The sequence below is a fragment of the Tropicimonas aquimaris genome (assembly GCF_042676185.1).
GTDB classification, from domain to species: domain Bacteria; phylum Pseudomonadota; class Alphaproteobacteria; order Rhodobacterales; family Rhodobacteraceae; genus Tropicimonas; species Tropicimonas aquimaris.
On record NZ_JBHTJT010000017.1, the window covers coordinates 17727 to 43218 of the forward strand.

19 protein-coding genes and 1 pseudogene are annotated in these 25492 nt (G+C 57.4%); 6 read left to right on the forward strand and 14 right to left on the reverse strand.

Translation table 11 applies throughout. The annotated features are described in order from the left end of the window. Positions 1–339: 339 nt before the first annotated feature. Positions 340–525: pseudogene (locus tag ACFQ2S_RS11730) on the reverse strand (IS6 family transposase); the annotation flags it as partial. A 456-nt stretch (positions 526–981) separates the two neighbouring features. Between ACFQ2S_RS11730 and ACFQ2S_RS11735 the strand changes: the two are divergent. Together ACFQ2S_RS11735 and ACFQ2S_RS11740 are read left to right on the forward strand one after the other, a co-directional pair. Further along, the gene (locus ACFQ2S_RS11735) at positions 982–1548 is read left to right on the forward strand and encodes an OsmC family protein (protein WP_386074655.1); all 567 of its coding nucleotides are present in this window, start codon (positions 982–984) and stop codon (positions 1546–1548) included. Positions 1549–1577: 29 nt separating this feature from the next. Continuing rightward, on the forward strand, positions 1578–2522 hold the full coding sequence (locus ACFQ2S_RS11740; protein ID WP_386074657.1) for an NAD(P)-binding domain-containing protein: 945 nt from the start codon (positions 1578–1580) through the stop codon (positions 2520–2522). Positions 2523–2531: 9 nt separating this feature from the next. Here the strand turns inward: ACFQ2S_RS11740 and ACFQ2S_RS11745 are convergent, their stop codons facing one another. The 3 genes from ACFQ2S_RS11745 to ACFQ2S_RS11755 all read right to left on the reverse strand — a co-directional run bounded on the left by ACFQ2S_RS11745 (position 2532) and on the right by ACFQ2S_RS11755 (position 5051). Next, entirely contained in the window at positions 2532–3239 is a 708-nt protein-coding gene (locus ACFQ2S_RS11745; protein ID WP_386074658.1) for an IS6 family transposase, read from the reverse strand. A gap of 13 nt (positions 3240–3252) precedes the next feature. Then, on the reverse strand, positions 3253–3909 hold the full coding sequence (locus ACFQ2S_RS11750; RefSeq protein WP_386074660.1) for a hypothetical protein: 657 nt from the start codon (positions 3907–3909) through the stop codon (positions 3253–3255). A 239-nt stretch (positions 3910–4148) separates the two neighbouring features. Next, positions 4149–5051: an ArdC family protein gene (locus ACFQ2S_RS11755; protein ID WP_386074662.1), complete on the reverse strand. Its 903-nt coding sequence runs from the start codon at positions 5049–5051 to the stop codon at positions 4149–4151. Between the two features lie 468 nt (positions 5052–5519). Here ACFQ2S_RS11755 and ACFQ2S_RS11760 point away from each other — a divergent pair, with 468 nt between their 5' ends. The 3 genes from ACFQ2S_RS11760 (at position 5520) to ACFQ2S_RS11770 (ending at position 9872) form a co-directional block, all read left to right on the forward strand. Next, positions 5520–7451 (forward strand): ATP-dependent nuclease, encoded by a 1932-nt coding sequence (locus ACFQ2S_RS11760; protein WP_386074663.1) that lies wholly within the window; start codon positions 5520–5522, stop codon positions 7449–7451. A gap of 3 nt (positions 7452–7454) precedes the next feature. Then, a complete protein-coding gene (locus tag ACFQ2S_RS11765) occupies positions 7455–9191 on the forward strand; it encodes a UvrD-helicase domain-containing protein (RefSeq protein ID WP_386074664.1) in 1737 nt (578 codons plus the stop codon). Between the two features lie 147 nt (positions 9192–9338). Next, a complete protein-coding gene (locus ACFQ2S_RS11770) occupies positions 9339–9872 on the forward strand; it encodes a hypothetical protein (RefSeq protein WP_386074666.1) in 534 nt (177 codons plus the stop codon). A 252-nt stretch (positions 9873–10124) separates the two neighbouring features. Here the strand turns inward: ACFQ2S_RS11770 and ACFQ2S_RS11775 are convergent, their stop codons facing one another. The 8 genes from ACFQ2S_RS11775 to ACFQ2S_RS11810 all read right to left on the reverse strand — a co-directional run bounded on the left by ACFQ2S_RS11775 (position 10125) and on the right by ACFQ2S_RS11810 (position 20921). After that, positions 10125–10913: an Lcl C-terminal domain-containing protein gene (locus ACFQ2S_RS11775; RefSeq protein WP_386074668.1), complete on the reverse strand. Its 789-nt coding sequence runs from the start codon at positions 10911–10913 to the stop codon at positions 10125–10127. A gap of 64 nt (positions 10914–10977) precedes the next feature. Further along, positions 10978–11727, reverse strand: coding sequence for a hypothetical protein (locus ACFQ2S_RS11780; protein WP_386074670.1), 750 nt, complete (start codon positions 11725–11727; stop codon positions 10978–10980). 95 nt (positions 11728–11822) lie between these two features. Continuing rightward, positions 11823–12830, reverse strand: coding sequence for a hypothetical protein (locus ACFQ2S_RS11785; RefSeq protein ID WP_386074672.1), 1008 nt, complete (start codon positions 12828–12830; stop codon positions 11823–11825). Between the two features lie 1002 nt (positions 12831–13832). Beyond that, positions 13833–14288, reverse strand: coding sequence for a very short patch repair endonuclease (locus ACFQ2S_RS11790; protein ID WP_386074673.1), 456 nt, complete (start codon positions 14286–14288; stop codon positions 13833–13835). A gap of 16 nt (positions 14289–14304) precedes the next feature. Next, the gene (locus ACFQ2S_RS11795; RefSeq protein WP_386074675.1) at positions 14305–15978 is read right to left on the reverse strand and encodes a DUF2357 domain-containing protein; all 1674 of its coding nucleotides are present in this window, start codon (positions 15976–15978) and stop codon (positions 14305–14307) included. A gap of 8 nt (positions 15979–15986) precedes the next feature. Next, positions 15987–17762: an McrB family protein gene (locus ACFQ2S_RS11800; RefSeq protein WP_386074677.1), complete on the reverse strand. Its 1776-nt coding sequence runs from the start codon at positions 17760–17762 to the stop codon at positions 15987–15989. Then, the gene (locus ACFQ2S_RS11805) at positions 17719–19212 is read right to left on the reverse strand and encodes a DNA cytosine methyltransferase (protein WP_386074678.1); all 1494 of its coding nucleotides are present in this window, start codon (positions 19210–19212) and stop codon (positions 17719–17721) included. The genes ACFQ2S_RS11800 and ACFQ2S_RS11805 overlap by 44 nt, the downstream gene beginning before the upstream one ends. Before the next feature lie 845 nt (positions 19213–20057). Beyond that, complete coding sequence (locus tag ACFQ2S_RS11810; RefSeq protein WP_386074680.1) at positions 20058–20921, reverse strand: hypothetical protein; 864 nt, start codon at positions 20919–20921, stop codon at positions 20058–20060. Positions 20922–21340: 419 nt separating this feature from the next. Between ACFQ2S_RS11810 and ACFQ2S_RS11815 the strand changes: the two genes are divergently transcribed. Further along, positions 21341–23065: a recombinase family protein gene (locus ACFQ2S_RS11815; protein ID WP_386074681.1), complete on the forward strand. Its 1725-nt coding sequence runs from the start codon at positions 21341–21343 to the stop codon at positions 23063–23065. 355 nt (positions 23066–23420) lie between these two features. Here ACFQ2S_RS11815 and ACFQ2S_RS11820 read toward each other — a convergent pair whose 3' ends face one another. Together ACFQ2S_RS11820 and ACFQ2S_RS11825 are read right to left on the reverse strand one after the other, a co-directional pair. Beyond that, positions 23421–24758, reverse strand: a complete 1338-nt coding sequence (locus ACFQ2S_RS11820) for a metal-dependent hydrolase family protein (RefSeq protein WP_386074683.1) — start codon at positions 24756–24758, stop codon at positions 23421–23423. Positions 24759–24764: 6 nt separating this feature from the next. Beyond that, a partial coding sequence (locus ACFQ2S_RS11825; RefSeq protein ID WP_386074685.1) for an amidohydrolase family protein occupies positions 24765–25492 on the reverse strand: 728 nt, incomplete at its 5' end.

Here is a 25492-nt window from a genome sequence, read left to right on the forward strand (position 1 = left end):
CTTTCGTAGGCGGGCCAGCGTCTTTCCATGACGTACATCAATGTAGAAGCCCCCCCTTCGAAAGTGTGGCGCCGGTTCGACCCAAAGTGTTGCGGTCCGGGCTCTTCATCCTCGTTCGCGGCGTCCTCTTCGAACGTCCGGTCCTGCGCCGGTGATTTGACGCCGTCCGGTCGCGCATCTTGACCGAACACACCACGACAAGAAGAGCGGTCAGCAAGCTGTCGCCGTGATCTCCGAGCGCCGACACCCAACGCCAAAATACTTCAGCCATATGCAACGGTTGAACCCAAAAGCCGTTGGCCTCCACCCGACGCCGTTCGGTCCCTTGGTGAAGACCGGACGGACCCGGGCAGCGAAACAACGAGACCTGAACCGCACGGACTCGTGGCTGACATCGATGCCGCGCTCGTGCAGCAGGTCTTCCGCGTTCCGAAGCGAAAGCGGGCAACGGACGTACATCAAGACCGCGAGGCGGATGATCTCGGGCGATGTCTTGCGATAGCGGAATGGGCTGCGCCTGGTCATCGCAGATAGCCATGAAGGCCCCTGCCCCACTCAGGCCAGTTTGCTCTGACATCACCTGTCAGGCAGGTGAAGACGTCAGACACCTTCCAGACTCGATACTCAGACTATCCCCATAAAATACTCAAGCCCCGCTCAAGACCACCAGCGATACCTTCCGCTATTGCTGGTTCATCGGCGCACAAACCGATGGACCCGCAAAGGAGACCGACATGAACGGCACATGTAAGGGATCTCGGTCGTTGGAATGTCGCAATGGCTTTGACGAACCGGGCGACATCACCGCCAAGGACGTCTCCGGCCGCCGGTACTTTTCGAAGATGTCTAACCACTGCCGACCGGCCAACTGGCTGGCAAAACCGAATGCGCGGGCCTGACGGCCCGCCAACCCTGCGGCCCTCCGGCCGTTTCTTCATCAAAGCGAACTTTCCACCCAACACCCATCAGAAAGGAAACATCATGCAAACCCCACATGTTACCAAGATCGTATCCAATGGCGTCAACACCGAAGCCCTGATTGGCGCCCGTGACGCCTTCGAGCAGATGCCGGAAGCCGCTGCCTTCACCTTCCGCAGTACCTGCGAGTGGAACGAAGGCACCCACAGCACCAACGCGATCAACGGCTATTTCGGCCTCGGTCAGGAGCACGACCGCAAAGAAACGTTCCGGATCGAGAGCGACCACCCCGAGGTCTTTGCCGCTGCCGACCGTGCGCCGACCCCGCCGGAGATCGCGATTGCCGCGCTGGCCAGCTGCCTCAGCGGTGGCGTCGCCGCCGTCGCCCAGCATCGTGGCATCCAGCTCCACAAGATGCGCGCCGTGGTCGAAGGCGACGTGGACGTGCGCGGCATCCTCGGCATGGATCCGGAGATCCGCAACGGCTTCTCCGATATCCGAGTCACCTTCGAGATCGAAGCCGATGCGGCGCCGGACGAAATCCGCGCGCTGGTCGCTCAGTCGCAGAAGCGCTCGGCCCTGTTCGACATGCTGACCAACCCGACGAACGTTAACGTAACGGTCGCCTGAGCCCCAGGGGTCCGACAGGAGGCAGATCCATGAAACAGATTGGAACCATTGTCATCGGTGCCGGCCAGGCCGGACTGGCGATGAGCCGCTGCCTGTCGGACCGTGGCATCCGCCACGTGCTCCTGGAGCGCGGAGAGGTGGCGAATTCCTGGCTCCATGAGCGTTGGGACAGCCTGCGGCTGCTCACGCCAAACTGGCAAAGCCGGCTGCCAGGCTTTTCCTACAAAGGCAAGGACCCGGACGAGTTCATGACCATGCCCGAAGTGGTGCGCTACCTGCGCGACTATGCCGGAGCGAGCCGCGCGCCTGTCGAAGAGCGCACGCGCGTTCACGCCGTCACCGCCGCCGGCGCGGGCTACCGGGTCGAGACCGACCGTGGCGAATGGCATTGCGACAGGCTGGTTTTGGCCAGCGGCGCCTGCAACATCGCGTCGGTTCCGGCGCTGGCATCGCAGGTCCCGGCCGGAATCGAACAGATCACCGCCATCGACTACCGCAATCCCGGCCAGCTTGCGCCGGGCGGCGTCCTCGTCGTCGGTGCGTCCGCGACGGGCGTTCAACTGGCCGCGGAGATCCGCGCCGCTGGCCACGACGTCATCCTGTCGGCCGGCGAGCATATCCGCATGCCGCGCCATTATCGCGGCCGGGACATCCAGTGGTGGATGGAGCATGCCGGCATTCACGCCACCAGGATCGACGAGGTCGACGACATGCGGCGCGCCCGGAACGTGCCCTCGCTGCAGCTTGTCGGCTCACGCGAACACAGGTTTTTCGACCTCGGCGGATTGGCCGAAATGGGGGTGGAGATCGTCGGCCGCCTCGGTGCCCTCCGCGACGGCACGGCGCTCTTCTCCGGCGGGCTCGCCAATCACTGCGCCCTCTCGGATCTGAAGATGAATCGGCTGCTCGGCACGCTTGATGCCTGGGCGGGGAGCTGTCAGACAGATTCGAACTGGTCTCAGGTCGGACAGTAGCCCTGCCCCTTATGCCGCGCCAAGTTGGCGCCACTCGGCGAGAGCGGTTTCACGGTTGAGTTTGAAATTCTGTCGTGAGTAGAGGTGGCGTTCTTGGTTGAAATGGTTGTGGACGGAGGCGTGGACGGAAACGAACATCTGCAAACTTCGCATCCGCCGGAAGCGCTGCATTGCCTGCTCTCGTCGTCGAAACGGCAGGTGCGAATTCTCCGCCCTGTTGTTGAGCCAGCGACCAGTTTCCTGCAGGTTTGCCGCGCCGATCTCCCTCAAGGCCGCGCCATAGGACCGAAGCAAGTCGGTGACTATGGACGCAGGCCGACCGTAACGCCGCATTGTTTTCTTGAAAAATTTCAATGCGGCTTTCTTGTCCCGCGCCTTCGTGACGAAGCTTTCCAGGACCTCGCCCTCGTGATCAACAGCACGCCAGAGATAGTGTCGTTCGCCGTTGATCTTCACGAACACCTCATCCAGGTGCCAGCGCCATTGCGGCCCAGATCGCAGACGTTCAGCGCGCTTTTCGCGTATCTCAGAGGCGAACATCGGGCCGAACCGATTCCACCAAAACCGAACTGACTCGTGGCTGATGTCGATGCCGCGTTCGTGCAGCAGGTCCTCGACATTCCTCAGCGACAGCGGGAAACGAACGTAGAGCATCACGGCAAGGCGGATGATCTCCGGCGATGTTTTGAAGTACTTGAACGGGTCGCGTTTGGTCATCCGGGGACGCTACTCAGCCCCCTGCCCTGCGACAAGCCAAGTTGTTCTGACACCACCCGTTCAGCTCGTCCCGTGCGGGCAGATACCATTCTGGCCCCAGGCCACGACACGCTGCCGCCGCCTGATACGGCGCTCCTGCATCAGACAAGGCCACCAGCGTATCTGTGTTGGCCACACCGTCGCTCGGGCTCGTTGCCCCAGCCATCGTCCAGTTGCTCGTGCCGTTGTTCCACGCAATCTGCCCCTGATCCGCTGCCGAGGTATAGAGGCGGTTCCCGCCGCTCGTCCCAGCATAGATCAACGTCCCGCAGCGACCGCCTATGGCCAGACCACTGAGCAAGTCCTCATCCGGGCAGGTGTCGCTGAAATTCTGATACGACACATTCGCCCCATCGGGATGGAACATGTGGCAGGACTTGTCCCCGGCCACCTGCTCGGCGGGCGGCTTGTAGTCGATAGACGAACACCCCGCCATCTCCAGCCGCATCTTACCGACATTCAGCGCCGCCGTGTAGTTATCCACTACAGCCTGATCAATCTGCGCCTGCTCGTTCTCGATGGACGTGCTCCCACCCTGCATCGACCGCGACACCGCGAAGGACAGTGCCGCAAACAAAACGACCGCTATCAAAATCAAAAACAATACATTCCCGGAAACTCCTTTACCCATAAAACACTCTGAAATTCGTTTAACAAATCAATTTGATAAGTATATCAGATATTTCCATTTTCACTCAACAATAACGCCAATTATTTCGATGATTATCGCAAAACCACTTAATTGCGGCGCGCAGCGCCGACTACTTTTTTCCTCGCTCTTCTCGTCCCTGCACGAGAAGAGCTGATCCCCCGGAAAGGGTGCGGCGGGCCGAAGGCCCGCCGCGAAATTTCCTCTGATGTCCCCTCCTTCTACGCTGCCGCCTCCGCGTCTTCCTCGATGACAGGCTGCAATCCATTCAGATAATCCGCTGCGCGCTGTGCATGGGCTGCCGCTGAGAAGATCGCGCGCTTGTCGTCGTTCAACACTTTCAGCCAGCTTTGAATATAGGCCGCATGATCCGTCCCAGGCTCGGGCGTCAACGCCAGATCGGCACATAGGAACGCCGCGCCAAGTTCGGCAACAAGCTCTTCCCGTGCATAGCCTTCATCGCCCCATTTCTTGCGCCCGAAATCCCGATCCAGCCTGCTTGCGTGCCGCGTCCAGTGGGTCAGCTCATGCGCCAAGGTCGCATAGTAGCTTTCAGGGGAGCGGAAGCTCTCAAAGACTGGCATCTGCACATGATCGCTGCCCAAGGCATAATGCGCGCTGTTCCCGCCATGCCGAATGTCAGCCTTCGTAGAGGCAAAGAAGTCTTCCGCATGGTCGATCCGCTGCGCGGGATCAATGATCGGCTCGGGGGTCACTGTATAGTGCTCTGGCAAGCCCTCGATCTGATCGCAGTTAAAGACGCTGTAGCCTTTCATAAAGGGGATTTTGCGTTCCTCTGCGCTGCCGTCGTCCTGCTCTTCGGTCTTGGTGATGGTGTTGGCATAGACAACAAGATTGCCGCGCTCGCCTTTCTTCACATGCCCGCCCAGTTCTTTGGCTTGGCGATAGGTCATCCAGTAGGGGGAGCAATACCCATGCTCCATGGCTGCGCCCCAGAGCATCAGAATGTTAATCCCGTTATAGGGCAGACCGTTATGCCGTAGCGGCTTAATGATTTTTCCATCCATGTTGCCGCTGCTCCATGGCTTCATCCATGTCAGTTGCCCTTGCTCCAGATCGGCAATGATCTTGTCGGTGACGCGCTGGTAAATGTCTTGTTTCATTTGTCTTTTCTCCTTTGTTTGGTTGCGCATGCAACCGAACTGCCCCTCTGGCGAAGAGAGGGGGGAGACCGTCACAGACCGCAGCCAGCGGAGGGGGATCGCCCGTCCTGCACAAGCCGAAGGCGCGGAAGGACGGGGAGACCGCTGGCTGCGCCCGAAGCCTATGCGAAGGGCTTGGTCTTGACGGCGAAGGGGGCCGCAGGCCCCAAAACCCAAAGAGGTGTTGTCAGCCCAACGGGCTGGCCTGACCTGCGCCAGGGATGGACGCCGGAAGGCGGAGACTGCCTATGCAGGCTCCGTTCACGACAGCCCGCCCTAGCGGGGGCGCGATACACTGAAGGTTCGCCTTGTGGCTGTGCTACGCCTATGGTGAGGATCGAGGCGCGCCGAGCGGGGACAGCACCATCGGATTTCGTAAATCCGTGAAACTGTGCGAGAATAAGTGCTGAATTTTGAATGGGATATTGAATGTCAGAGGCAGAAGAAAAAAAGAAAGAAGAGCGCGAGCCGTTGATTGTCAGGCGGCTGACCATCGAGAATTTCCGAGGCGTCGAAAAAGGCTCGGTCGATTTCCAAGGCCACACACTCCTGGTGGGTGGCAATAATGCAGGAAAGTCCACGATCTGCGAAGCGCTGGAACTGGTTCTCGGTCCAGAGCGTGCCTATCGCCGTCCCATCGTAAATGAGCATGACTTTCATGCAGGCCGCTATCTCGATGAAGACGGCAACCCCGTTTACATCAAGATTGACGTCGTGCTGCTGCACCTGCCTGAAGAGATGGAGAAGAAACTCTTCTCCAAGACCCGTCCATGGAGCGACGCCAAAGGCGGGTTTGTCGATGAAGATGGCGCAGCGCCCGAGGACGCAGATGGCGAAGATGTTGTCCGCGCCCTGCCACTGACCTTCATCGGCTATTATGACCGCAAAGAAGATGACTTCGTTGGGACGACGTATTTCGCACACCCCGTTGAAGAGCTGGGCGAAGATGACGAACACTATGGGAAGCCGTTTGCGGGCTTGAGCTTCTTCCCGCGCGAGTGGAAAATCCAGTGCGGCTTCATCTATTTGCGGACCCTGCGCACCGGACGCCGCGCGCTCAGCCTGGAACGCGGCTCGCTGCTCGATACGATCTTGCGGCTCGGCGACACCGGAAAGGAGTCGATGTGGGAAAGCACGCTGAAGCAACTGCGCGCGCTTGATCCGCCGATTGGCGACATTCCCCAGCTCGAAGGCATTCAAACACAGATCAAGGATCGCATGGCGCGCTTTGTCGGCCTGTCTGCCGACAAGGATGCGACGGGTTTCTATGCCTCCAACCTGACGCGGGAAAATTTGCGGGAGGTGGTCCAGCTCTTCCTGAAGAGCCAGGACAGCAACCATGCCGTGCCGTTCAATCGCCTCGGAACGGGGGCGGTGAACGCGCTGGTCTTTGCCCTGTTGACCCATATCGCGGATTTGCGGGGCAACCGCGCCATCATTTTCGCGATGGAAGAACCTGAGATCGCCTTGCCGCCCCATGCGCAGCGCCGGATCGCGAAATACCTGCTGAAGAACATGGGACAGGCCATCATCACGTCGCACTCTCCTTACGTGATCGAAGAGTTCGATATGGCCAATCTCCGGGCCATCTCACGTACAGCAGGGGTACTGTCATCGGATAGTATTCCGGCGGGCGTGATCAAACACAGCGCGCTGCGCACCAATCGCAGGCAATTGGCGGAAGCGGTCCTGGCGCGCGGCGTGATCGTCGCCGAAGGCGACACCGAAACCAAGATGCTTTCAGCGGCAAGCTATATGTATGAAGCCCTTGATAAATCAGATGCTTACGCGCCGCTTGACTTGATCGGCGTGAGCGTATTCGACGCAGGAACGCAGTCCGACGTTCCCAAATGGGGACCGTTTTTCGGCGCACTGAAAAAAACGACCTTTGCTTTCCACGATCAGCCCAAGAAAGCCTGGACGGCAGACCAGACCGAGAAGCTGGACACTTACCACTACAATTTCGAGAGCGCGTATAAGGGCACGGAAGACTTGCTGGCCGCCGAAGTGCCGCCTGCGGTCCATCGGCGGTTTCTGGATCAGGCCAAGGACCATCCCGACTATCCGACCGATAAGGGGTATCTGAAAGGCGGCGAAAGCGATGACAACGTGATCGCGCTGTCCAAGGAAGTCCTGAAAGCCAAGAAAGGCTCGGGCTTCGCGGCCATGCTGATCGAACAATGCGAGACGCTGGATGAGATGCCCGCGACGGTGAAGAGCTTTCTGGAAAAGGTCGCCGCCGACATGGCACTCCCCAAGCTGGACGATACGGATGGCGATGCGGGAGACGATGCAGGGGACGGCGAAGACGGACCCGACGAGCCCGATCCGCTTGATATTGATATCGAAGACATTCTGTAGGTCATGGCCTTTACGATCTGCGAAAAACGCCAATCGGTCATTGATGAACAGGGGCACGCGCTGGTCATTGGTGGGCCGGGATCAGGCAAGACGACACTCGCGCTGCTCAAGAGCAAGGGCATTCTGGACACGCTCGCGCCCGGTCAAAGCATTCTGTTCTTGAGTTTTTCGCGCGCCGCCGTGCAACAAATCCTGAAGCGCTGCCGTGAAATTCTCACCAAAGAAGAAATGAAGCGCATCGACGTGCGCACCTATCATTCCTTTTGCTGGGATATCCTGCATTGCCATGGGCGCTTGCTGGGCGGACGGCCTCTCAAGATGATGGCCCCGTCCGAGGAAGGCACGCGGCGCACGCAGTTCGATGGCGATTGGGCTGCGGAAAGCAAGCGGTTGAAGGACGAAGACGGGATGGTCTGCTTCGATCTCTTCGCCGCTGCGACGGCGGAGCTCTTCGAGGGCAGCACACATCTGCGCTCATGGATGGGACGACTGTTCCCGCTGGTGATCCTTGATGAGTTCCAGGATTCCGATGACGATCAATGGCGTTTTGTCCAGCAACTCAGCGATGTGACGCAAACGCTGTTTCTCGCTGATACCGAGCAACGGATATTCGAAGGCTCGTTCCGGCCCGGCGTGCGCGCGGACAGGCTGGATATTCTTAAAGGCGCTATCGAATTACGTGAAGTCGATCTTCGCGATGACAATTATCGCAGCGGAGACAGCGATATTCTCGCCGTTGCGGATTGCGTGCTCAGCGGAAAAGGGCCGCTACCCAAGAGCGAGGACGTGAAGGCCCTCCGATACGAGTACAGGAACCAATTCGCGGCAACGGTTCACTTTGCTGTGGCAGTAACCCTTGGCACGCTGCGCAAACGCGGGATTGATGATCCGACCGTCGCGGTTCTGGCCCGCAGCAATGACCTAGTCGCAGAAATCTCCGACATTCTTGAACATTCGCACGTCTATAACACGAGAAATCTCAAACCCATCCCGCATGACATTGTCTGGGATCAGGAATTGTCAGCATCGGCAGGTGTCGCTATGGCGTCGGCGCTAGAATTCGTCTCTTTGGGCACGGCATCGGCGCGCGAAGCGATGCACGCCAAGATCGAAGAGTACTTCCTGATCAAGAAGGATTTCTGCCAGCGCTATGGCGGACGCGGCGCGAAGGCGGCAGGTACAAAGGCGGACCGCTTTGGCAAAGCAAAGGTCAAGGTCGCAGACGGCAAGGCTTTGACGCAGGGCTCGCCGAAGACCTTCGAGGCTGCGCTTTCGGCCATTCCCGCTTTGACGGGTGATCCGGTTCGAGACTGGAAGGTGGTGAGAACCGCGTTCCAAGCGCATGATGATCTGAAGGCGATCTTTCAGGATGCTCGGATGGTGAGACTGTTCCGCGCCTCCGATACGCTCGCGACGGCACTGGCTGGGCGCTGGATGGAGCGCGCGACCTATGAAGGCGCGGCCCGCATGCTCCGCAGCGTGCTGGATCAGGAGAGGCTGATCGGGTTGGAGCGTGAGCCAAAGGGCATCTCGCTTATGACCCTGCACAAATCCAAAGGAAAAGAATTCGACGCTGTGGTGATGGTGGAAGGAATTCACTCAAGTCACTTCCTTCTCAGCCACGAAGCACCCGACTTCGCGCCATCGCGCCGTTTGTTGCGCGTTGGGATCACGCGAGCGCGCAGCTTCGTGCTCCTGGTTCGGCCTCACAGCGCAAAGCCGCTGGTCGATGCCACCTGAATGCACGCCGCGACGTAGTGATCCTGTTTGACCTGTTGCAGCGCACACCATAGCGTAGCCGAGAAGAAATCCGAACTGTATCAGGACGATGCGTTGCACTGGCCGATCATTCGGCGGTGTAGGCCAAAATGAAAAAGGCAGAGCTGCTTGGCGACCGAGAAAAACGCACGAAAAGCGCAGGAGTTGAAACAGCTCGGGCTGTGGTCGATCGATGATCTGACGCATCTACCCGATGATGAGTTGCTTCAACTCCGCACTGCGCTCGAAGTCGAGATGCGGGCGCGCGGGCTCGCCCTGACGGTGGGCGCGGTCGGCGAAAAGCTGGCCATTGACCTGTTCAATGTCACGCCCGGCTGCCCGAATTTGCTCGCCGCGCCCACGGGCACGGCGAATATCGATGCGATCTCGCGCAAGGGCGAGCGTTATTCGATCAAGACGGTCTGTAAGGGCAAGAAGACGGGAACCGTCTACCCGGACACGGACGCGCCCGATAAGCAGCTCTTCGAATTCATCCTGGTCGTGAAGCTCAATGATGACTGGACGTTGGACCGCGTCTATGAATTTGACTGGAACGGCTTCGTGGAGAACCGCGCCTGGGACAAGCGTATGAACGCATGGTATCTGCCAGCTTCTGCTCGCGTGCTGGCCAAGGCCAAGGAATACGCGCCGATGGAGAGCTGACCGCTCCTAAACGTCAAACATCTGGCAATGTATCGGCGTTAGACTGCTTCCATGCGTGTCTGGAAACTCGAAGCCTGCAAGGACGGTCAGTGGCATCCAAGCCTTTGGGGCTATGCCGTTGCTGAAACCAAAGCCGACGCCCTCGAACTAGCAAAAGGGACTAGCGGCCTGCCCTTCAACCGCGAGCTTTGATTTCTCGCATCCTGCAACATGATATAGGGATCGCATTAGGTGAGCGGGGAAGAGTCACGATTATCTCCTGACGCACCGGATCGATAACATCGAATTCTTGTTATCGAAATATACGTGACCCTCGCTAAATCTTTGACTCCAGGCCAAGTATTGGTTGCCTTCCGAGGATGACCAGTAACGACCATCGGGATGTGACCCGGTTTCGTTGAACCCACCAATAGCGGCTCGGTTCTTGAACAAGACGTGCAGCTCGTCCCGCGAGGGCATATACCAGTTTTGACCTCGATCACGGCATGCACGTGCGGCCTTATAGGGCGCTCCTTCGTCCACCTGACTCACAAGTCGTTCAGTATTGGCGAGCCCATCAGTTGTATCGAGAACCGCTGTCGCGACCCAATTCTGTGATCCGTTGTTCCATGTGATGATGCCTTCATCTGTGGGTGTGGTATAGAGTTTCATGTCTGCGTGCCAACCGGCAAAGACGATCTCCCGGCAACGGTCGCCGGGTTCATTGAAAATCGATGACAACAACTTGGTGGAACACGTTTCGATGGACAGGCTGTAGGACAGATCGCCCCCATCAGCGTGGAAGGCATGACAAGACTTGTCTCCGTGAATCTGATCTTGAGGTGGCGTGAGATCAATGTATAGACAACCTGCGTCGCGAAGTGGTTTTCTCACTGCCAGAATGGCCTTATCGAGCGCCGCGACATCAAACTCAGTCTTTTCCATTGATCCGCGCTCTATCCCGCTGCGTAGAGCGTAGATAACGCCACACGCAACGAGTATAATCAGAATAGCGCCGAGGACGATTGCTTTCGATGTTACAAATTTGGAACTGGCTTTCATTGCTGAATCTTTAAGTATATTATTTCTGTCGAATTAAAAATTTTCTTTGACTCAGATTCCCAAATCATCTCCTGACGCAGCGAACGGACAATGCTGTATCCTTTGGAGGATGGGTAAACACACTTCCATCATTAAAGCGTTGGTGTCGGGCATGACTATTGGCGTACTCCGTAGAAGACCAATAGTAGCCCGCAGGTAGCGAGCCGCTTTCGTTAAAGCCCCCGATAGCGGAGCGGTTCACGTAGAGAACGTTCAACTCTTCCTGCGCCGGGAGATACCATTCCGGGCCGAGACCACGGCAGGCCGCTGCGGCTTGGTACGGAGTGCCTGCATCGGATAACGCCACCAGCGTATCGGTATTAGTGACACCGTTGCTTGTGCTTGTGGCTCCAGTTCCCGTCCAATTGCTCGTGCCATTGTTCCACGCAATCTGCCCAAGATCAGCGGGCGTGGTGTAGAGACGGTTTCCGCCACTCGTCCCCGCATAAATGATCAAACCGCATCGGTCTCCAGGATTGCCGAGCGCGGTTTCAAGTATCTCGGTCGGGCATGTCGCGCTGAAGTCCTGATACGACACATTCGCCCCATCGGGATGGAACATGTGGCAGGACTTGTCCCCGGCCACCTGATCGGCGGGCGGTGTGTAATCGATAGACGAACACCCCGCCATCTCCAGGCGCATCTTACCGACATTCAGCGCCGCCGTGTAGTTATCCACTACAGCCTGATCGATCTGCGCCTGCTCGTTCTCGATAGACGTGCTCCCCCCCTGCATCGAACGCGATACCGCATAACTCAATGCTGCAAACAACACTACGGCTATCAATATTATAAATAGGATATTCCCGGATACTCTTTTACACATAATCACACTCTTTTCACTCAATGCATTTCGCTTAGATCACTATATTATAATATAATTGTATTCTCTGTTTCCCGTATGATCCGATGTAAATCCGGCTTATCAGGGCGATAGACGATATCATATAGCGTTTCATACTCTTCCAATTCGTCTTTGAGCAGAAGCATCTGGTTGTGTGCATTTTCTGCCTGATGCGCCTTCTCGGAGCTTGGTCCGAGTTTAAACTGTCGGACTTCCGTATTCAGACGCCCGATCTGATAAGCGAGCTGGATGCTCTCCAGAAAGCTCGCGCAGATATGCAGCGCTCCATGCGCGGTGACATGACCTTTGCGCTGCCCTTCCACGATGGGCGGGCGCATTGTCACATTGAACGTTGAGGTTTGACGCATGGCGCGAATGATGAGGCTACAGCGCAGCGCGTCATCTCGTTCGCGGCGGATCGTCAGCGCCGGAACCGATTGTTTTTGCAAGCGGACGGCCTTGCCGTACTCCCAGAAGGCATATTCCACGATCTCAACGGCTTGATCATACTCATTCTTGTTGCTGGCGGAGCAGCGCTCGATGGCGTCAAGAAGCGGATCATACTCCCCGTCTTGAAACACAGGCTCGCCATTCATGTAGACAGCGCACCACGCGGATGGGTTATGCTCTCTCTCATAGTGACTGCGCGCCTTTTCCCAGGCTTTCGCCCAATCAATATCGAGAATGACTTCCGTAGAATCGCTCTGCGGCATCAGCTCTTGCACCAGCCGTCCGGCCATGCGGGCCGTACCGTGCATGGACTGAGCCCGGATCACGACAAGAAACTGCGACTCTTCGGGTTTGCGCCCATCGAGCGGAAAGGCGATACGGTTGCTGAGCGCCAGAGATTGAACCGCTTCATCCTCCCCTCTGTGCTCTTTGTGCAAATCGACAAGCTCAAATCTCTCCCGAAACATTGATGCTGAAAACATACTTATTACCCCAATACAAATTATTAAAAACCAAAGGATATCAATATATAAAAAAATGACAATAAAAAATGATCGGCAGAAATACTGGTCTCTGCCGATCAAAGAAGTAATACTAAGATCAACATGACGGCCAAGAGATGGAAGGGTAGCTTGACCGATCAGGGTTGAGGCGCGCGCCGCACCAAATAAATGTGAGAAACAATATTCTGTAATTCACGGCACCGCCCCTAAGTTAATTATCACTGTTATTTCTTAAAAATTTCTTTAGGCGCGAAAAAATTGCAGCGCCGAATTGGGCGCTGCAAAATAGGAAGTTAGATATCAGGTTCATATTCCGTTCTCACGGAGGGCGATGCAGACCAAACTGAGTTTGGATGGTAGTGCTGATCTGCATCGTACTCCCCCTCCCAGGCGACGGCGATGATTGCTAAAACCGCCGCCGCCCTAAAGGGATGCTCCGAACTGCTTCGGATCTATGTATGTAGACCAAAAACAAGTCACAGAGGGGCATGATGCACATTGGGGAGCGCATAATGCCCAAACCATACTACCCGCCGATAACTATTCGTGCCTTTTGTCTATGCAGAACAAATGTGCACCGAAGCGGAGGACGGGTTTTCTGCGAGATAGCCCGTCCTCACGCTGTAAGTGCGCATAAGACCGTTGGCTTCGCGGGTAGAACGATCTTACTTGGCGAGAATCATTGGCCACAATTCTCAGCCACTGAATAGTCTATTGATTCGTTTTAGTTTGTCACGCAAAAAACTATTAGCATAGGCATATCGAGAATAAGTCGTGGCAGCTTAAAAATATGCACCGATCTAAAAACTGCCACGACTATCCTTGGAGAAGGATACGTGGATTTTATAGAGATTCGATGTGATTGGCGACAGCAAAAATTTAAGACGGCGGCAAACAAAGAAATCGAGATTAAGAGATATTGATCAACCTTCACAATGAACTCTGCCGCATATCACGGCAAATTTTCTTTTTTTGGAGGAAGCAATAGGATGCCTAGCGCAGTCATTTCAAAGTATTTCTGAGTTAAAGTGTCCATCTCCTGACGCAACAAACAGCCGACGTGATGTTCTTGTGGCTGGCGCTCTAGTCTTCCAGACCACGAATTTCGGCCCGTTGGCGAGCGCCAAAAAGAAACGCTGCGCACTGATCGAGCACTGTGTCCAGCGGCTGCTTGGTCCGCCCGCGTAGCGCACACTCCCAAACGGTCAGAACGCGCCAGCCTAGTTGAGCCAAGGCATCGGCATCCCGCGCGTCTCGGGCCACGTTCGCTTTAATCTTGGTCAGCCAGAAATCCCGCCGTGTCGCAGGGAGTTTGAACAGGTGGCAATCATGACCGTGCCAGAAGCACCCATGGGCAAAGATCACGGTGCGATGCTGTGTGAAGACAAGATCGGGCGTTCCGGGTAACCGCTTCACATTGAGACGATAGCGGAAGCCGCGCGCGTGAAGGCCGTGCCCGATAAGGCGCTCAAGCTTCGTGCCGCGCCCGCGAATGGCCTTCATGTTCCTCTGGCGTTGATCAGGCGTCAGAACGTCCATAATGGCCTGCCTTGCCTCATGGAGAGGCGGCTTTGCCCGCCGCATCTGCTATGATGGCGCGTAGGGCTGCACAGATATCAGATAGGCTCATGCCCGGTTTGAGGGTCGCTGCGCCGAAGCGGAAGGTCGAGCGATAATCGGGATGGAAGAGCCGTCCCGGCATGGCCGTTTTCTGGTAAGAGGCTGCGCCCGGCTGCGGGATATGAGGTGTCAGAAGATAGGCAGCTTGAACGATCCCGCGAAAGTCACCGCCGCCTGCGTCTTCGACCAGAGCATCGCGGTAGGTGTGGATGGAGCTGATTGCATCATTGAGCGCGGTGTCGATACGATATTTTGCGTCGAGCACGATGAGCTGCGCCTCCGCTCCATCGCCGCCAGTCGTGCCCGCGAGAACGATATCAGGCGTCATGGTGCGGCTGAACGAACCGCGCCCGTCATCGGCCTTCCAGAATTCCTCATAGCGTTTCTGGAACATGATCTCCCATGAGGCGGAGACTTTCACGGTCACGGCGCTGGCGGCGATAGTCAGTCCGCCCGCCGCGTCCCGCGTGAACAGTGTCCGAAAATCCACGGCGGCGGGGCCGGACTCTTTCACCGCTGCATGGATCAAGCGCAGGAAGCACCACAGCTCGTAAAGCTCAAATGTGCGGGCAAGCGGAAGATCAAGGAAGTCCCCGAAGATCGCAGCTAGGCCAAGATTGAAGTCCTGATACAGCTTGTAGAACTGCCGATAATTTGGGTCGTTGCGAAAGAGCGAGGATAGATGCAATTGCGGCGGAGCTGGAGGCAGATCGGCGAACGGCTCTGCCTGCCGCAGAGCATGCAGGCGGCGCGCAAGACGGCGGCATCGATTGGCCCATAGGCTGGCAACGGATCGCGTCTCGGGGTCATCCTTCGTGGCAACCTTGTCGAGCTGTTCGGCGGATGCGCTAAGCCATGCTGCCCACGCCGATAGGACCGCTGCCATCTGGCGATGCTCAGGCAGGTCGAAAGAGCTGAACCGTTTGCGAATACGAAATTCGGTCGGCAGAAAGCCACGAAGTGCGCTTGGCAGGCGTGTCACCTTTGGGGGAACGCGGGCGGCACGCCCGCGCGCGAAGGATCGGATTACCTCGTCGCCTGTCGCTCGCCGCACTTGGTGATATGGCACGACGCGCTCTTCCGATCTGAGATGGCGGCGGGGCCTGCGCTCGATCTCCCGCACGACGCGCTCCAGTGCGTCCATGCGTGAGCGCAGATATTCCAGCCGTGCGATTGCAGGCGGCTTCCCCTTTGTCCCTTGCGCGATGCCCTTGTGAAAATTGGTCAGTGAGAACAGCGCGAAGCTGTCTCGCATGATATCGACAAGCATCGTGTCGAAGTCACTGCGGGTCAGCTTGTTGCGGTCAGGATCGGTGACAAGCTCGAAGCGGATCGGGCGTTGACCCGGCGGGCGTAGCTCGGCCGAGATTTCTCCCGCATGAAAGCCCGTCTGCCAACGCCAACGCGCAGTGCCCTCGCCGCGCGAGCGCAGCCCTTCAAGCGGTACGTCATCGATCAGAAGATCCGTTTCGGGTGCGCCTTCAGCGTCCTGGAGTTCGAAGATATAGCTGCGGGTTTCTTGAATCGTGCCCGGCGGGATGCTGTCTGCTGACGGCCAAACCTGCCATGCGTCCCCGGTGTCTTCGGATCGAATGTGCAGCGAAGGCACGGTCGCACCTATCGGCTGGCCTGGAACGCGCCATACTCATCAAGATCAGCCCCGAGCTGATCGAGAAGAGCTTTCGAGCGCGGCATGGCGGCAAGCTGTGTCCCGAGGTCATTGAGCAAAGACCGCTGCGCTTCAGAGCCGCGCAGCTTCACAAGGAGCTTCTGCACCATGAGCTGATCGAGCACATCATCGGCCCCCTGTCCGAGACTCCCGACAGCAAAATGGTGATAGGTCACGACTTCGCGGATCAAACGATACCCGAAGCCAAGACGGTGCTGGTGCATCACGCCCTGCATGGCGACAAGGTGTGGACGGCAATGGGCGCATGCCGGGGCAAGAGCGGGCTCTTGGGCCTCGATCTTGGTGATGTAGCCGTCCACATCGACGTCGTTCATCTCGATCAGGATGGCACGGTCCAGAACCTTGTCGCTGACGGGATTGGTGGTCTCGTCAATATTGATCGTGCCTGTGATGTAGAGATTGGGTGGCAGGGGCAAAGAAGCGGGGATGCTGCTGCCCGTCGTGCCTTCGAGCGGCACACCATTGGAATGGAGCGGGAGCGCTTCGCCTGTCTCGATAGCGGACAAGACGTCGGAGAAATAGTACTCGACGCGGGCCAAGTTCATTTCATCGAGGATGACAAAAACAGGGGAATCCCTGAACGCGGTCGCCACGAGGACCGCTTCAAGGAAGGGCGGCACGACATAGCGGTCAGTCAGAACGTCGTAATACCCTGTGAGTCCCGTGGGATCGGTCCATTCCGGTCTGACAGGGCAGACGAACAAGAAGGGATCGTCGGCGTCGCGTTTGTCTTTGCCGTGGATCGCGCGGGCGTAGAGCAAGGCAAGCTGCGTCTTGCCAGTGCCAGACAGGCCCGAGAGGATCACGAAGTGCTTGTGCGTGAGGAAGTTGAGTCCGGCATGATAGCGGGTCAGCTCACCATTGGGATAAAAGCCGCCAAGGTCGCTCACGGCCTTGTCAATATCGGCCAGCGCCAGGGTTGTCGGCATGCGCGCCATCTCGGGGCTGACCGCATTGGTTTCCGGCCAAACCGTTCGCACTTCATGGATGCGCTCGCGCCCGATCAGGCTTCCGAGATAGCCAACAAACTCGCGGGCCAGAAGGGAACGGCGCGCGGCGGCTGCGGGGGGATAGATGCCAAAGACGATTTTCTCGATCTTGACCGGACGGCTGATCGTGCTGAGGTCTTCGGGCATTTCATCGAAGAAGCTCTTATTGCGCAGATAGAGTTGCCCGTCTTGCGCCAGATAGCCTTTGACGTTGTTGTTGGTCGCGGCGTAGTCGAGCCCATCGGGTGAGACAGGCGCGGCGGCTGCGCCGCCAGCTCCGTCACCGCCCTCAGAGCTGCCGTCGTCTTCGCTTGCAGCGGCGGTCGTGTCTGAGCCTGCCTCTGCGGACTGTGCCGCCTCGGCCTGTGCGCTGTCTTCGTCGTCGTCTTCGCTTCCCTTGCGTTTCCATGGCTTCGACGTGCCAACGGCCTTCATCTCGGCGAGCCGCGCGCGCAGTTGTGGCATGTCCGATTTGATGAAGATCGAGAAGTAAATCTCGTCCTCGGGCGGAAAGCGCAAGAGGCAGTGGACGACAAGCTGATCGACGTCGGCAGCGAGATTTTCGAGATTCAGATTAAAGCAGAAAAGCCCGCGCCCGATAATCTTGGCGCTGTTGGATACGCCAAAGGCATCCCGAAAGCTTGTCTTGGCTGTTGCGCCAGGCTCTTTTTTAAGCGCTTGCCTGTAGAGGTCCTGCCGCTGCGCAATGTCCATAATCACTCTCTTCGGATTCTTTCAGGGTTGCGGCCATTTGCATTGCGATTGCTTTTGCCATGAGCGGCGGCACGGCATTGCCGATTTGCCTAAAGGCGGGGTTCATTGTGCCTGAGAAGGTGAAGCCGTCAGGGAATGATTGCAAGCGGGCTGCTTCGCGAACAGAAATCGTCCGCGCCTGATCATGGTCGTAATGAATGTGGCTGTAGCTGTCTTTTCCAAGATGGGCCATCAAAGTCCGTGCGGGCGCGTCTGCCCACATCTTGCGCCACTTATTGGGGAACTTGCCTGGATCATAGGGCGGGACGATAGATTTCTTGAGCGCTTCATAGGCCGCTGATCCTTTGCGCAAGGGCTTGCCCTCTGCGGCTCGGGCGGCGAGTGCTTCTTCGAACATGGCATTGGCATGCTGGAAGGCTTCTGGATACTGATCGCCCGGATTGAGCCGCGCGAAGAGCGGATAATCGCGTGGCAGGTAGCGGATCACATGGTCGGTGAGGCCGTTGCCTGCTTCAAAGCCCGGCCAGGATCGCATGAGCTGCGCATAGGCGGAAAGCTTCGCTGCCTCGCCATAGGGCATAACCTGATCGAAGCGCCGCGCGCCGCGCTTGAGCCGCCCCTCGGCCAATTCCTTACGGGCGTCGATTGGCGGCAAGTCACCAAGGGCCTGCTCCGCCGTCACGGCTGGCGTCAGATCAGGCGTGGCTTCAGGCGGCGGAAGATAATCGAAAGCATCTTCAAGGAGCCCGTCTTTCTTGAGAAACTTCAAGGCAACGGCGCGCGAGCCTTCATATCCAGGTGGCAGTTGCACCCAATGGGTCGGCTCGGGAAAGACGATCCGATCCACCACTTCACGGCGATACGCCATCAAGAACATGCGCTCGCGCATCTGCGGAACGCCATAGAAGGCTGCATTCAGGAGCGTGTAACCTGCGACGTAACCCTTCGCTTCGAGCACTTCGCAGATTTCTTCCGCGAGGTTCTGACCGCCGTGATTGAGTACGTCGGGCACATTCTCCATGAGGACGGCGATGGGTTTGAAGGCTTCGACGTAGTGCAGATATTCCTGATAGAGCCGCGCACGTGGATCGTGTCGAAAGGCTTCGGGGTGCTCGTCCACCTCGCGAAGCTTCGGACGTCCGACCCGCGCGAAAGCCTGACAGGGTGGCCCGCCGATGATGATATCGACCGCTTGATCGGTCTGGCCAAGGTCCAGCTTTGCAGCCAGCGCGTCGGGACCTGTTTCCGTGATGTCGATGGCCTGGGCATGGGCCGCTTGGCCGGGGTGAAAGTTGAGCCCGTGCGAGCGTGCCGCGTCTGGATCGAACTCCACAGCGCCCACGATCTTGAAGCCAGCAGAGTGAAAGCCGAGCGAGAGACCGCCGCAGCCAGCAAACAGATCAAGGACACGGGCGGGCTTGCCGGAGCGGAGTCGTTCGCGTTTTCCCACGAATACGTCCGACGACACTTGCTCCATCCCCCGTGACAGATGCTTCTTGATGGCTCACGTCGGCGGAAGGCCAGAACGACCGACTCGCACCCGACGTTGCGGTTTAGCACTAGATATGGTCGATCTGTGCGCAAGTCACAACCATATTTACATATTGTCGGCGCAGTGTGCGGGAACCCGGTCATGTTCCATGCGGGTATGTAGACGCCATCCAATCTGCGCAGGATTGGTCTCCATGAAATGGTCAGGGGTCTTGGGGGCAGGAACACCCTCCAAGTCGATGGGTGCAGGGAGAGCTGATGTCTCCTTGCGAGTGGGTTCAGGGGGCGCGATAGCCCCTGATCTGGTCCAGCGGTGAAACGGTGGTCATGGGGGTATCGGGGGTAGCAGGAACGCTCCCCTGATCGGTGATCAATCGGGCGTCAGATTGTCCATGGTTCGGTGCAGGTGGAGAGGGATGTCTCCAAGTCCTGCGAGTGGGTTCCAAGGGGTCGCGATAGCCCCTTGGTCGATGGGTGCAGGGAGAGCGAAGTCTCCCGCGAGTGATGAAACGGCGATACGTTTTGCTGGCTCGGTTTGGGTTCAAGGCCCAGGTCGAGCCACAGCCGGGGGGATGCAACGGGGGCGCGCAGCGGGTCCCCTTGCCAAGATGGTGCGGTACTACCGTACACATCTTGCGGCCAGAGATAAGTGGCAGAAAACTGGTAGTACCAGACAGGTCTGGGAAGGTTGGTAGTACCGCTTGGTAGTACCGCCTCGCTCTCCACCCTCTCGGGATTCTTGGTTGCCGAGATTGCGGCCCACAAGCCCGGTAGTACCACGGGCGCGATGGTAGTACCGCGCGCTTACCGTGTCAGATGGCCGAGGATGGTTTCGTCCATCTCATCTTCGGTGATGAAGGCGCAGGACGCCTCGTCACTGTCCACGACACGCTGGGCGTAGGCACGGAAGCCGGGGTGCGGCCCCTTGCTGTAGACGGCAATGAAGTTGCCCGCGAAGGCATGCACATGAAGATGCCCGTCAGGGAAGGGCTCGAATTCGTGGATCGAGAAGAACTTCAGGAGGTCCTTGGACTGCCCCCTGCCGATCAACACGACGTTCATCCCGTAGGGCATAACGACGCCCTGATCGATCTCGTCCACGGGGACACGGGCAACCGTGTCAGTGAAGCGCTGCTCTTCGGTATAGAAGAGCGCGTCACCTACCCACTCGAAGCGCAGGACGCATCGGAGGTACGTCGGCGATGACGGCGACGTCCACGCCTTGCGATAGAGATGGAACGTGCCCTCCAGGCTCCTGAGAGATGCGTTGGAGAGCGGCCCGTCATTGGCACCGACATGGCGTTCCAGCGCCTCTAGGAGCGGCGCGTAGGCGTGGGATGAATGGATGCGGATGCTGTCATCAAACAACTCGGTCGGAAGCTCTGCGCAGTGACGAAGGAATGTGTAGAGCGTCCCGACTGTCGATGGCCGCATGCTGATCAGGGTGCGGTCGTCGGAAACGCGGATACGTTGGATCGTCGGGCGCGATACGGGCGCTGTGGATGCCTTGGGATAGCCTGGGATGCGGTCGCCTTCGAGGTAGGCGGAGAGAAGGTCGGCGATACGCTGATCACTTATTCTCTGGGCATGAAGGGCTTGAAGTGCGCTTCTGAGCGCCCTTCGTTCTTCAAGCCGTCCTGTGAAACCCTGCTCGCGCATGTTGCTCATGCTTGCTCAAATGATTGTATCTGCTACATATCATAGCAAGATAAGCAAAGAAAGCGTGCCCATGTGAAGGGTGTCGGCGAAGCCGATCACGACACAAAAAGCACGAGGACTCTGGCTCATGATCCTGTCTCTTTTCGGATGGCTATTCTTTGGAACCCCCGCAGAAATTTGCGGAGTAAAAGCCAATAATGATATTATGGAAAGAAAAGACAAGGTTAATTGGGGTAATGAATACAAAAGCCAGAGAGCCAATAAGGACATGCAGAACCGAATTCGATCAAGCGTCGAAGGGTCAGGACGAACGTGTTTTGGAGTTGGTCCGGCACCTGGCAAGAATTTCTGCGGATAAGGATCAGAAAAAACTAACGATGAAATGAGGTTGCGCGTAAAATGGCAGATCAACAAAAGGAGAGTGATTTATGAAACGCGCTGTTATTTACGCAAGATATTCATCTGAACTGCAAGACGAAAGATCAATTGAAGATCAGGTTCGAGTTTGCAGACAATATGCCGACAATGCGGGTTGGACGGTTGTAGACTGTTATTCGGATGCTGGCATCTCTGGTGCCAGCATGATTACGCGCAAAGGCATTCAAAAACTCTTGGCCGATGCGCGCGATGGTCAATTCGATATCGTAGTCTCTGAAGCTCTGGACCGCTTGAGCCGGGACACGGAAGATACCGCCCATATCTACAAGCAGCTGAGCTTCTGTGATGTGCGTCTGGTGACGCGCAGCGAAGGGGAAGTCGATGATATGATGGTGGGCTTCAAGGGCACGATGAACTCGATGTTCTTGAAAGAGCTTCGCCGCAAGACGCACCGTGGGCTTGAAGGGCGCGTACTTGCCGGAAAGAGCGCGGGCGGGAAATCCTATGGATATGACACCGTGAAATCGCTGGACGAACGCGGTGAGCGCATCACAGGCGAGCGAACGATCAATGAATATGAAGCTTCAATCGTCCGCCGCATCTTCGAAGAATATGTGAAGGGTAAGTCGCCCAGGAAGATCGCGTTCGATCTGAATAAGGATGGCGTGCCGGGTCCTTCAGGGAAAGGTTGGGGTGCAAGCACGATCTACGGCAATCGCCAACGTGGGACGGGGATCATCAATAACGAGCTCTACATCGGGCGACAGGTTTGGAACCGTCTGCGTTATATGAAAGACCCGAGCACTGGGAAGAAGGTCGCGCGGCTCAATCCAGAGTCGGATTGGATCACCGTCGAGATGCCGGAGCTGCGTATAATCGAGCAAGGACTTTGGGACAAGGTTAAAGAGTATCAAGGCGTTTTGAACAAGCGGCAGGGCTATGGCAATCAACGTCGCCCGGCGAATCTGCTGTCGTTCCTGTTGAAGTGTGGTGAGTGCGGCGGCGGCATGTCGATGATCTCGCGGTCTCACTACGGGTGTTCTACGTCACGCAACAAAGGCACTTGTGCGAACCGGACGACGATTGCCAAGGACCATATCGAGTATCTGGTGCTTGATGCCCTTCGCTCACGGCTGATGAACCCGGCTTTGGTCGATGTTTTCTGCAAGGAGTACACCGAACACGTGAATCGTAGTCGGATGGAACAGAACGCGGAGATTGAACGGAACCGTCGGGAGATCGCTAAGATCGAACGTGACATGAAGAAGTACATGCAGGCGATCCTGGACGGGATGGACGTCAAGTTCCTGAAGGATGAAGTCTCCGCGCTTCAACAGCGGAAGGAAGCTCTGGAAGCGACTCTCGATGCGAAGGAAGAGGTGCCAGTCTTTATCCACCCAAACATGGCGCATCGATATGCAGATGCGATCCGAAGCCTGATGGAATCACTCAACGACGATGAGCATCGCGCAGAGAGTGCGAAGATCATTCGGACGTTGGTGGACGAGATCATATTAACTCCCAATGCGGATCGCTCCGCGTTGGTCGCTGATATGAAGGGTGATCTTGCTGCGATCTTGAGCATGGCGGGGCCAAGTGCCCCCCATGCCAAGCCTCGTCGGCTTGATCAGATGACTAACCAGCAAAGAAAGGAAATCGAGAGAGCGGAGTCTGTTATTGCCACCTCTGAGATGCGCTTGAACAGCGCCTCCCAGGGTAGGCAGGTATCGATGGTTGCGGGGGTAGGATTTGAACCTACGACCTTCAGGTTATGAGCCGATAATTGATAGATTCCAATAACTTATAAAAATCAGCCACTTGTGCGGCAAGCCTTTGATTTCGCGAATTTCCTATCTCGGCGCTGGGTGACGTTGGGCGGCTTTCGGGGGCAAACGACGGAGAAAAACGGCGTATTTCGGTTGAGGTGGCGTTGAGTTGGACCTGTTGAAATGGCTCTCGTTTCAATCAAAGTGGCAGGAAGCTATTCGTTCGTCCTCGACCCGAACTAGCAACACTGGATGCCGCAGTGGGGCCCGTCGAGCCAGCCAGCGGCTTCGGCGCATTTTCATTCCGGCGACCAAAGTCGCCGAAACGATCCGAAGATGTTTGAGTCTAGCCAAAAAACAGGCGCTACTCCATGTCGTACTTGTAGATGACGCCATCCTTCATGATGAGATCAAAGTTGTCCCAAGGATTGGCGACGAGGCTGAGGTCTTTCAGGGGATTGCCATCGACAAGAATAAGGTCGGCATAGGCGCCTTCGGTGAGTTGACCCAGCGGACCTTCCTGATACGGGTGCCGCGGACCGGCCAGTTCGAAGAGTTCGGCATTGTCCGATGTGGCCATTTTCAGCGCCTCGAAAGGCGTGAACCCAAGTTTTTCGAGCTTGCTCAGAAGTTTGCCCTGACGGTCTGTCGTTGCCTTGTCGAACAGAGCGTCGGTGCCGAAAGCGATCTTCACCCCGATCTCCTTGGCCATCGGATAGATGGTCTCGGTCGCGCTGGTGACCTGAAGCCACTTCTTGGTGGATTCAGGATTGGGGAAGGTCATGCGGTCCTCGTCGTCCAGCAACGGCTGGATGCTCAGCCAGACGTCTTTTTCCTTCATCAGTTCCAGTGTCTCGCGCCCCAGAAGGAAGCCGTGGTCGATGCTTTTGACGCCGGCCTCGATCGCCATCTGCACGGCATTGTCAGTGAAGACGTGGACGGCAACATAGCTGTTGTAGCTTTCCGCGACATCGACGGCGGCCTTTACCTCGTCCAGCGAGTATTGCCGGACATCGAGGGGATCAAACACCGATGCCACGCCTCCGCCCACGGCCATCTTCAGTTGGGTGGCTCCCATGCGGAAGACTTCCCGCGCGCGCTGTTGCACCAGCGGAACACCATCGGCGATCACCACGAGGCCATTTCGTCCCCAGAAGTCGAGTGTGTCGCCCACCGGCGCCGGGACTTCATAAGGCAGGCGGTAGTCGTAATGTCCGCCCGTCTGGCTGAGCGGAGGACCTGAGACCAGCATACGCGGACCAACGGCCTCACCTTTCTCGATCATCTTGTGCACGGCAAAGGAGTTGCCGCCCAGATCGCGAACCGTCGTGAAGCCGCGCATCAGCGTGCGCTCTGCCGCGATCACCGTGCGGGCGCCAACTTCGTAGGCATCTCCGAAGAGGGCTGCGGTTTGTGGCAGTTCGGCAAGGCTCATGTGCCAATGCGAATCCGTGAGCCCCGGGATCATGGTACGCCCGCCAGCGTCGATGACTTGACCGCCAGCGACCGCAACCTCATCGGTCGTGATTTGCGTAATGAGGTTTCCATCGATGACGACGTTGGCATTCTCGATCAACTCTTCGTTCAGTCCGTCGAAGACGTTGACGTTGGTGATCAAGATCGGGCCAGCGGGATCTTCCTGTGCCCCCGCGACCGAAGCCGCGAGGACAAGGGAAGACGCGATAAGTGTCCTAAACAGCATCTTCCGTTACTCCATGTCGTACTTGTAGATGACGCCATCCTTCATGATCATGCCGAAGTTCGCCTTCGCGTCGCTGATCAGGTCGAGATTTTCCAGCGGGTTGCCGTTCACGAGGATCATGTCTGCATAGGCACCTTCCTCGATGACTCCCAGCGGGCCGAGCGGATACGGCGTCAGCGGACCCGACATCTTCAGCAATTCGGCGTTGTCGCAGGTGGCCATCTTGAGCGTCTCGTAGGGAGTGAACCATCGCTGCATCTTGGCAAGCACGGCCCCCTGCCGTTTCGCGAGGTCCGCACTGAACAGCGTGTCGGTGCCGAAGGCGATCTTGAGGCCCAGTTCCTTGGCGGTGCGATAGACAAAATCGGTCCCGTCGGTGACGAACTTGTACTTGGCTTTCTGGAACTCGTTCAGGGCAGGTGCGTCTTCGTCGTCAAGGAAGGGCTGCATGCTGAGCCACACGTCCTTGTCCTTGAAGAGCTGCAACGTCTCGCGCGTGGACATATGAGCGTGCTCGACGCTTCTTGCGCCGTTTTCAATAGAGTGAACAACGGCTTCATTGTTGATCGCGTGCGTGGTCACATAGGTGCCCCAGGCTTCCGTCGCCTCGACAGCGGCCTTAAATTCGTCGTCCGTGAACTGGATCGTGTGGATCGGATCATATGCTGAGGTGACGCCGCCGCCTGCCATCAGCTTGATCTGCGTGGCCCCCTGCATGAGGTTTTCGCGCGTGC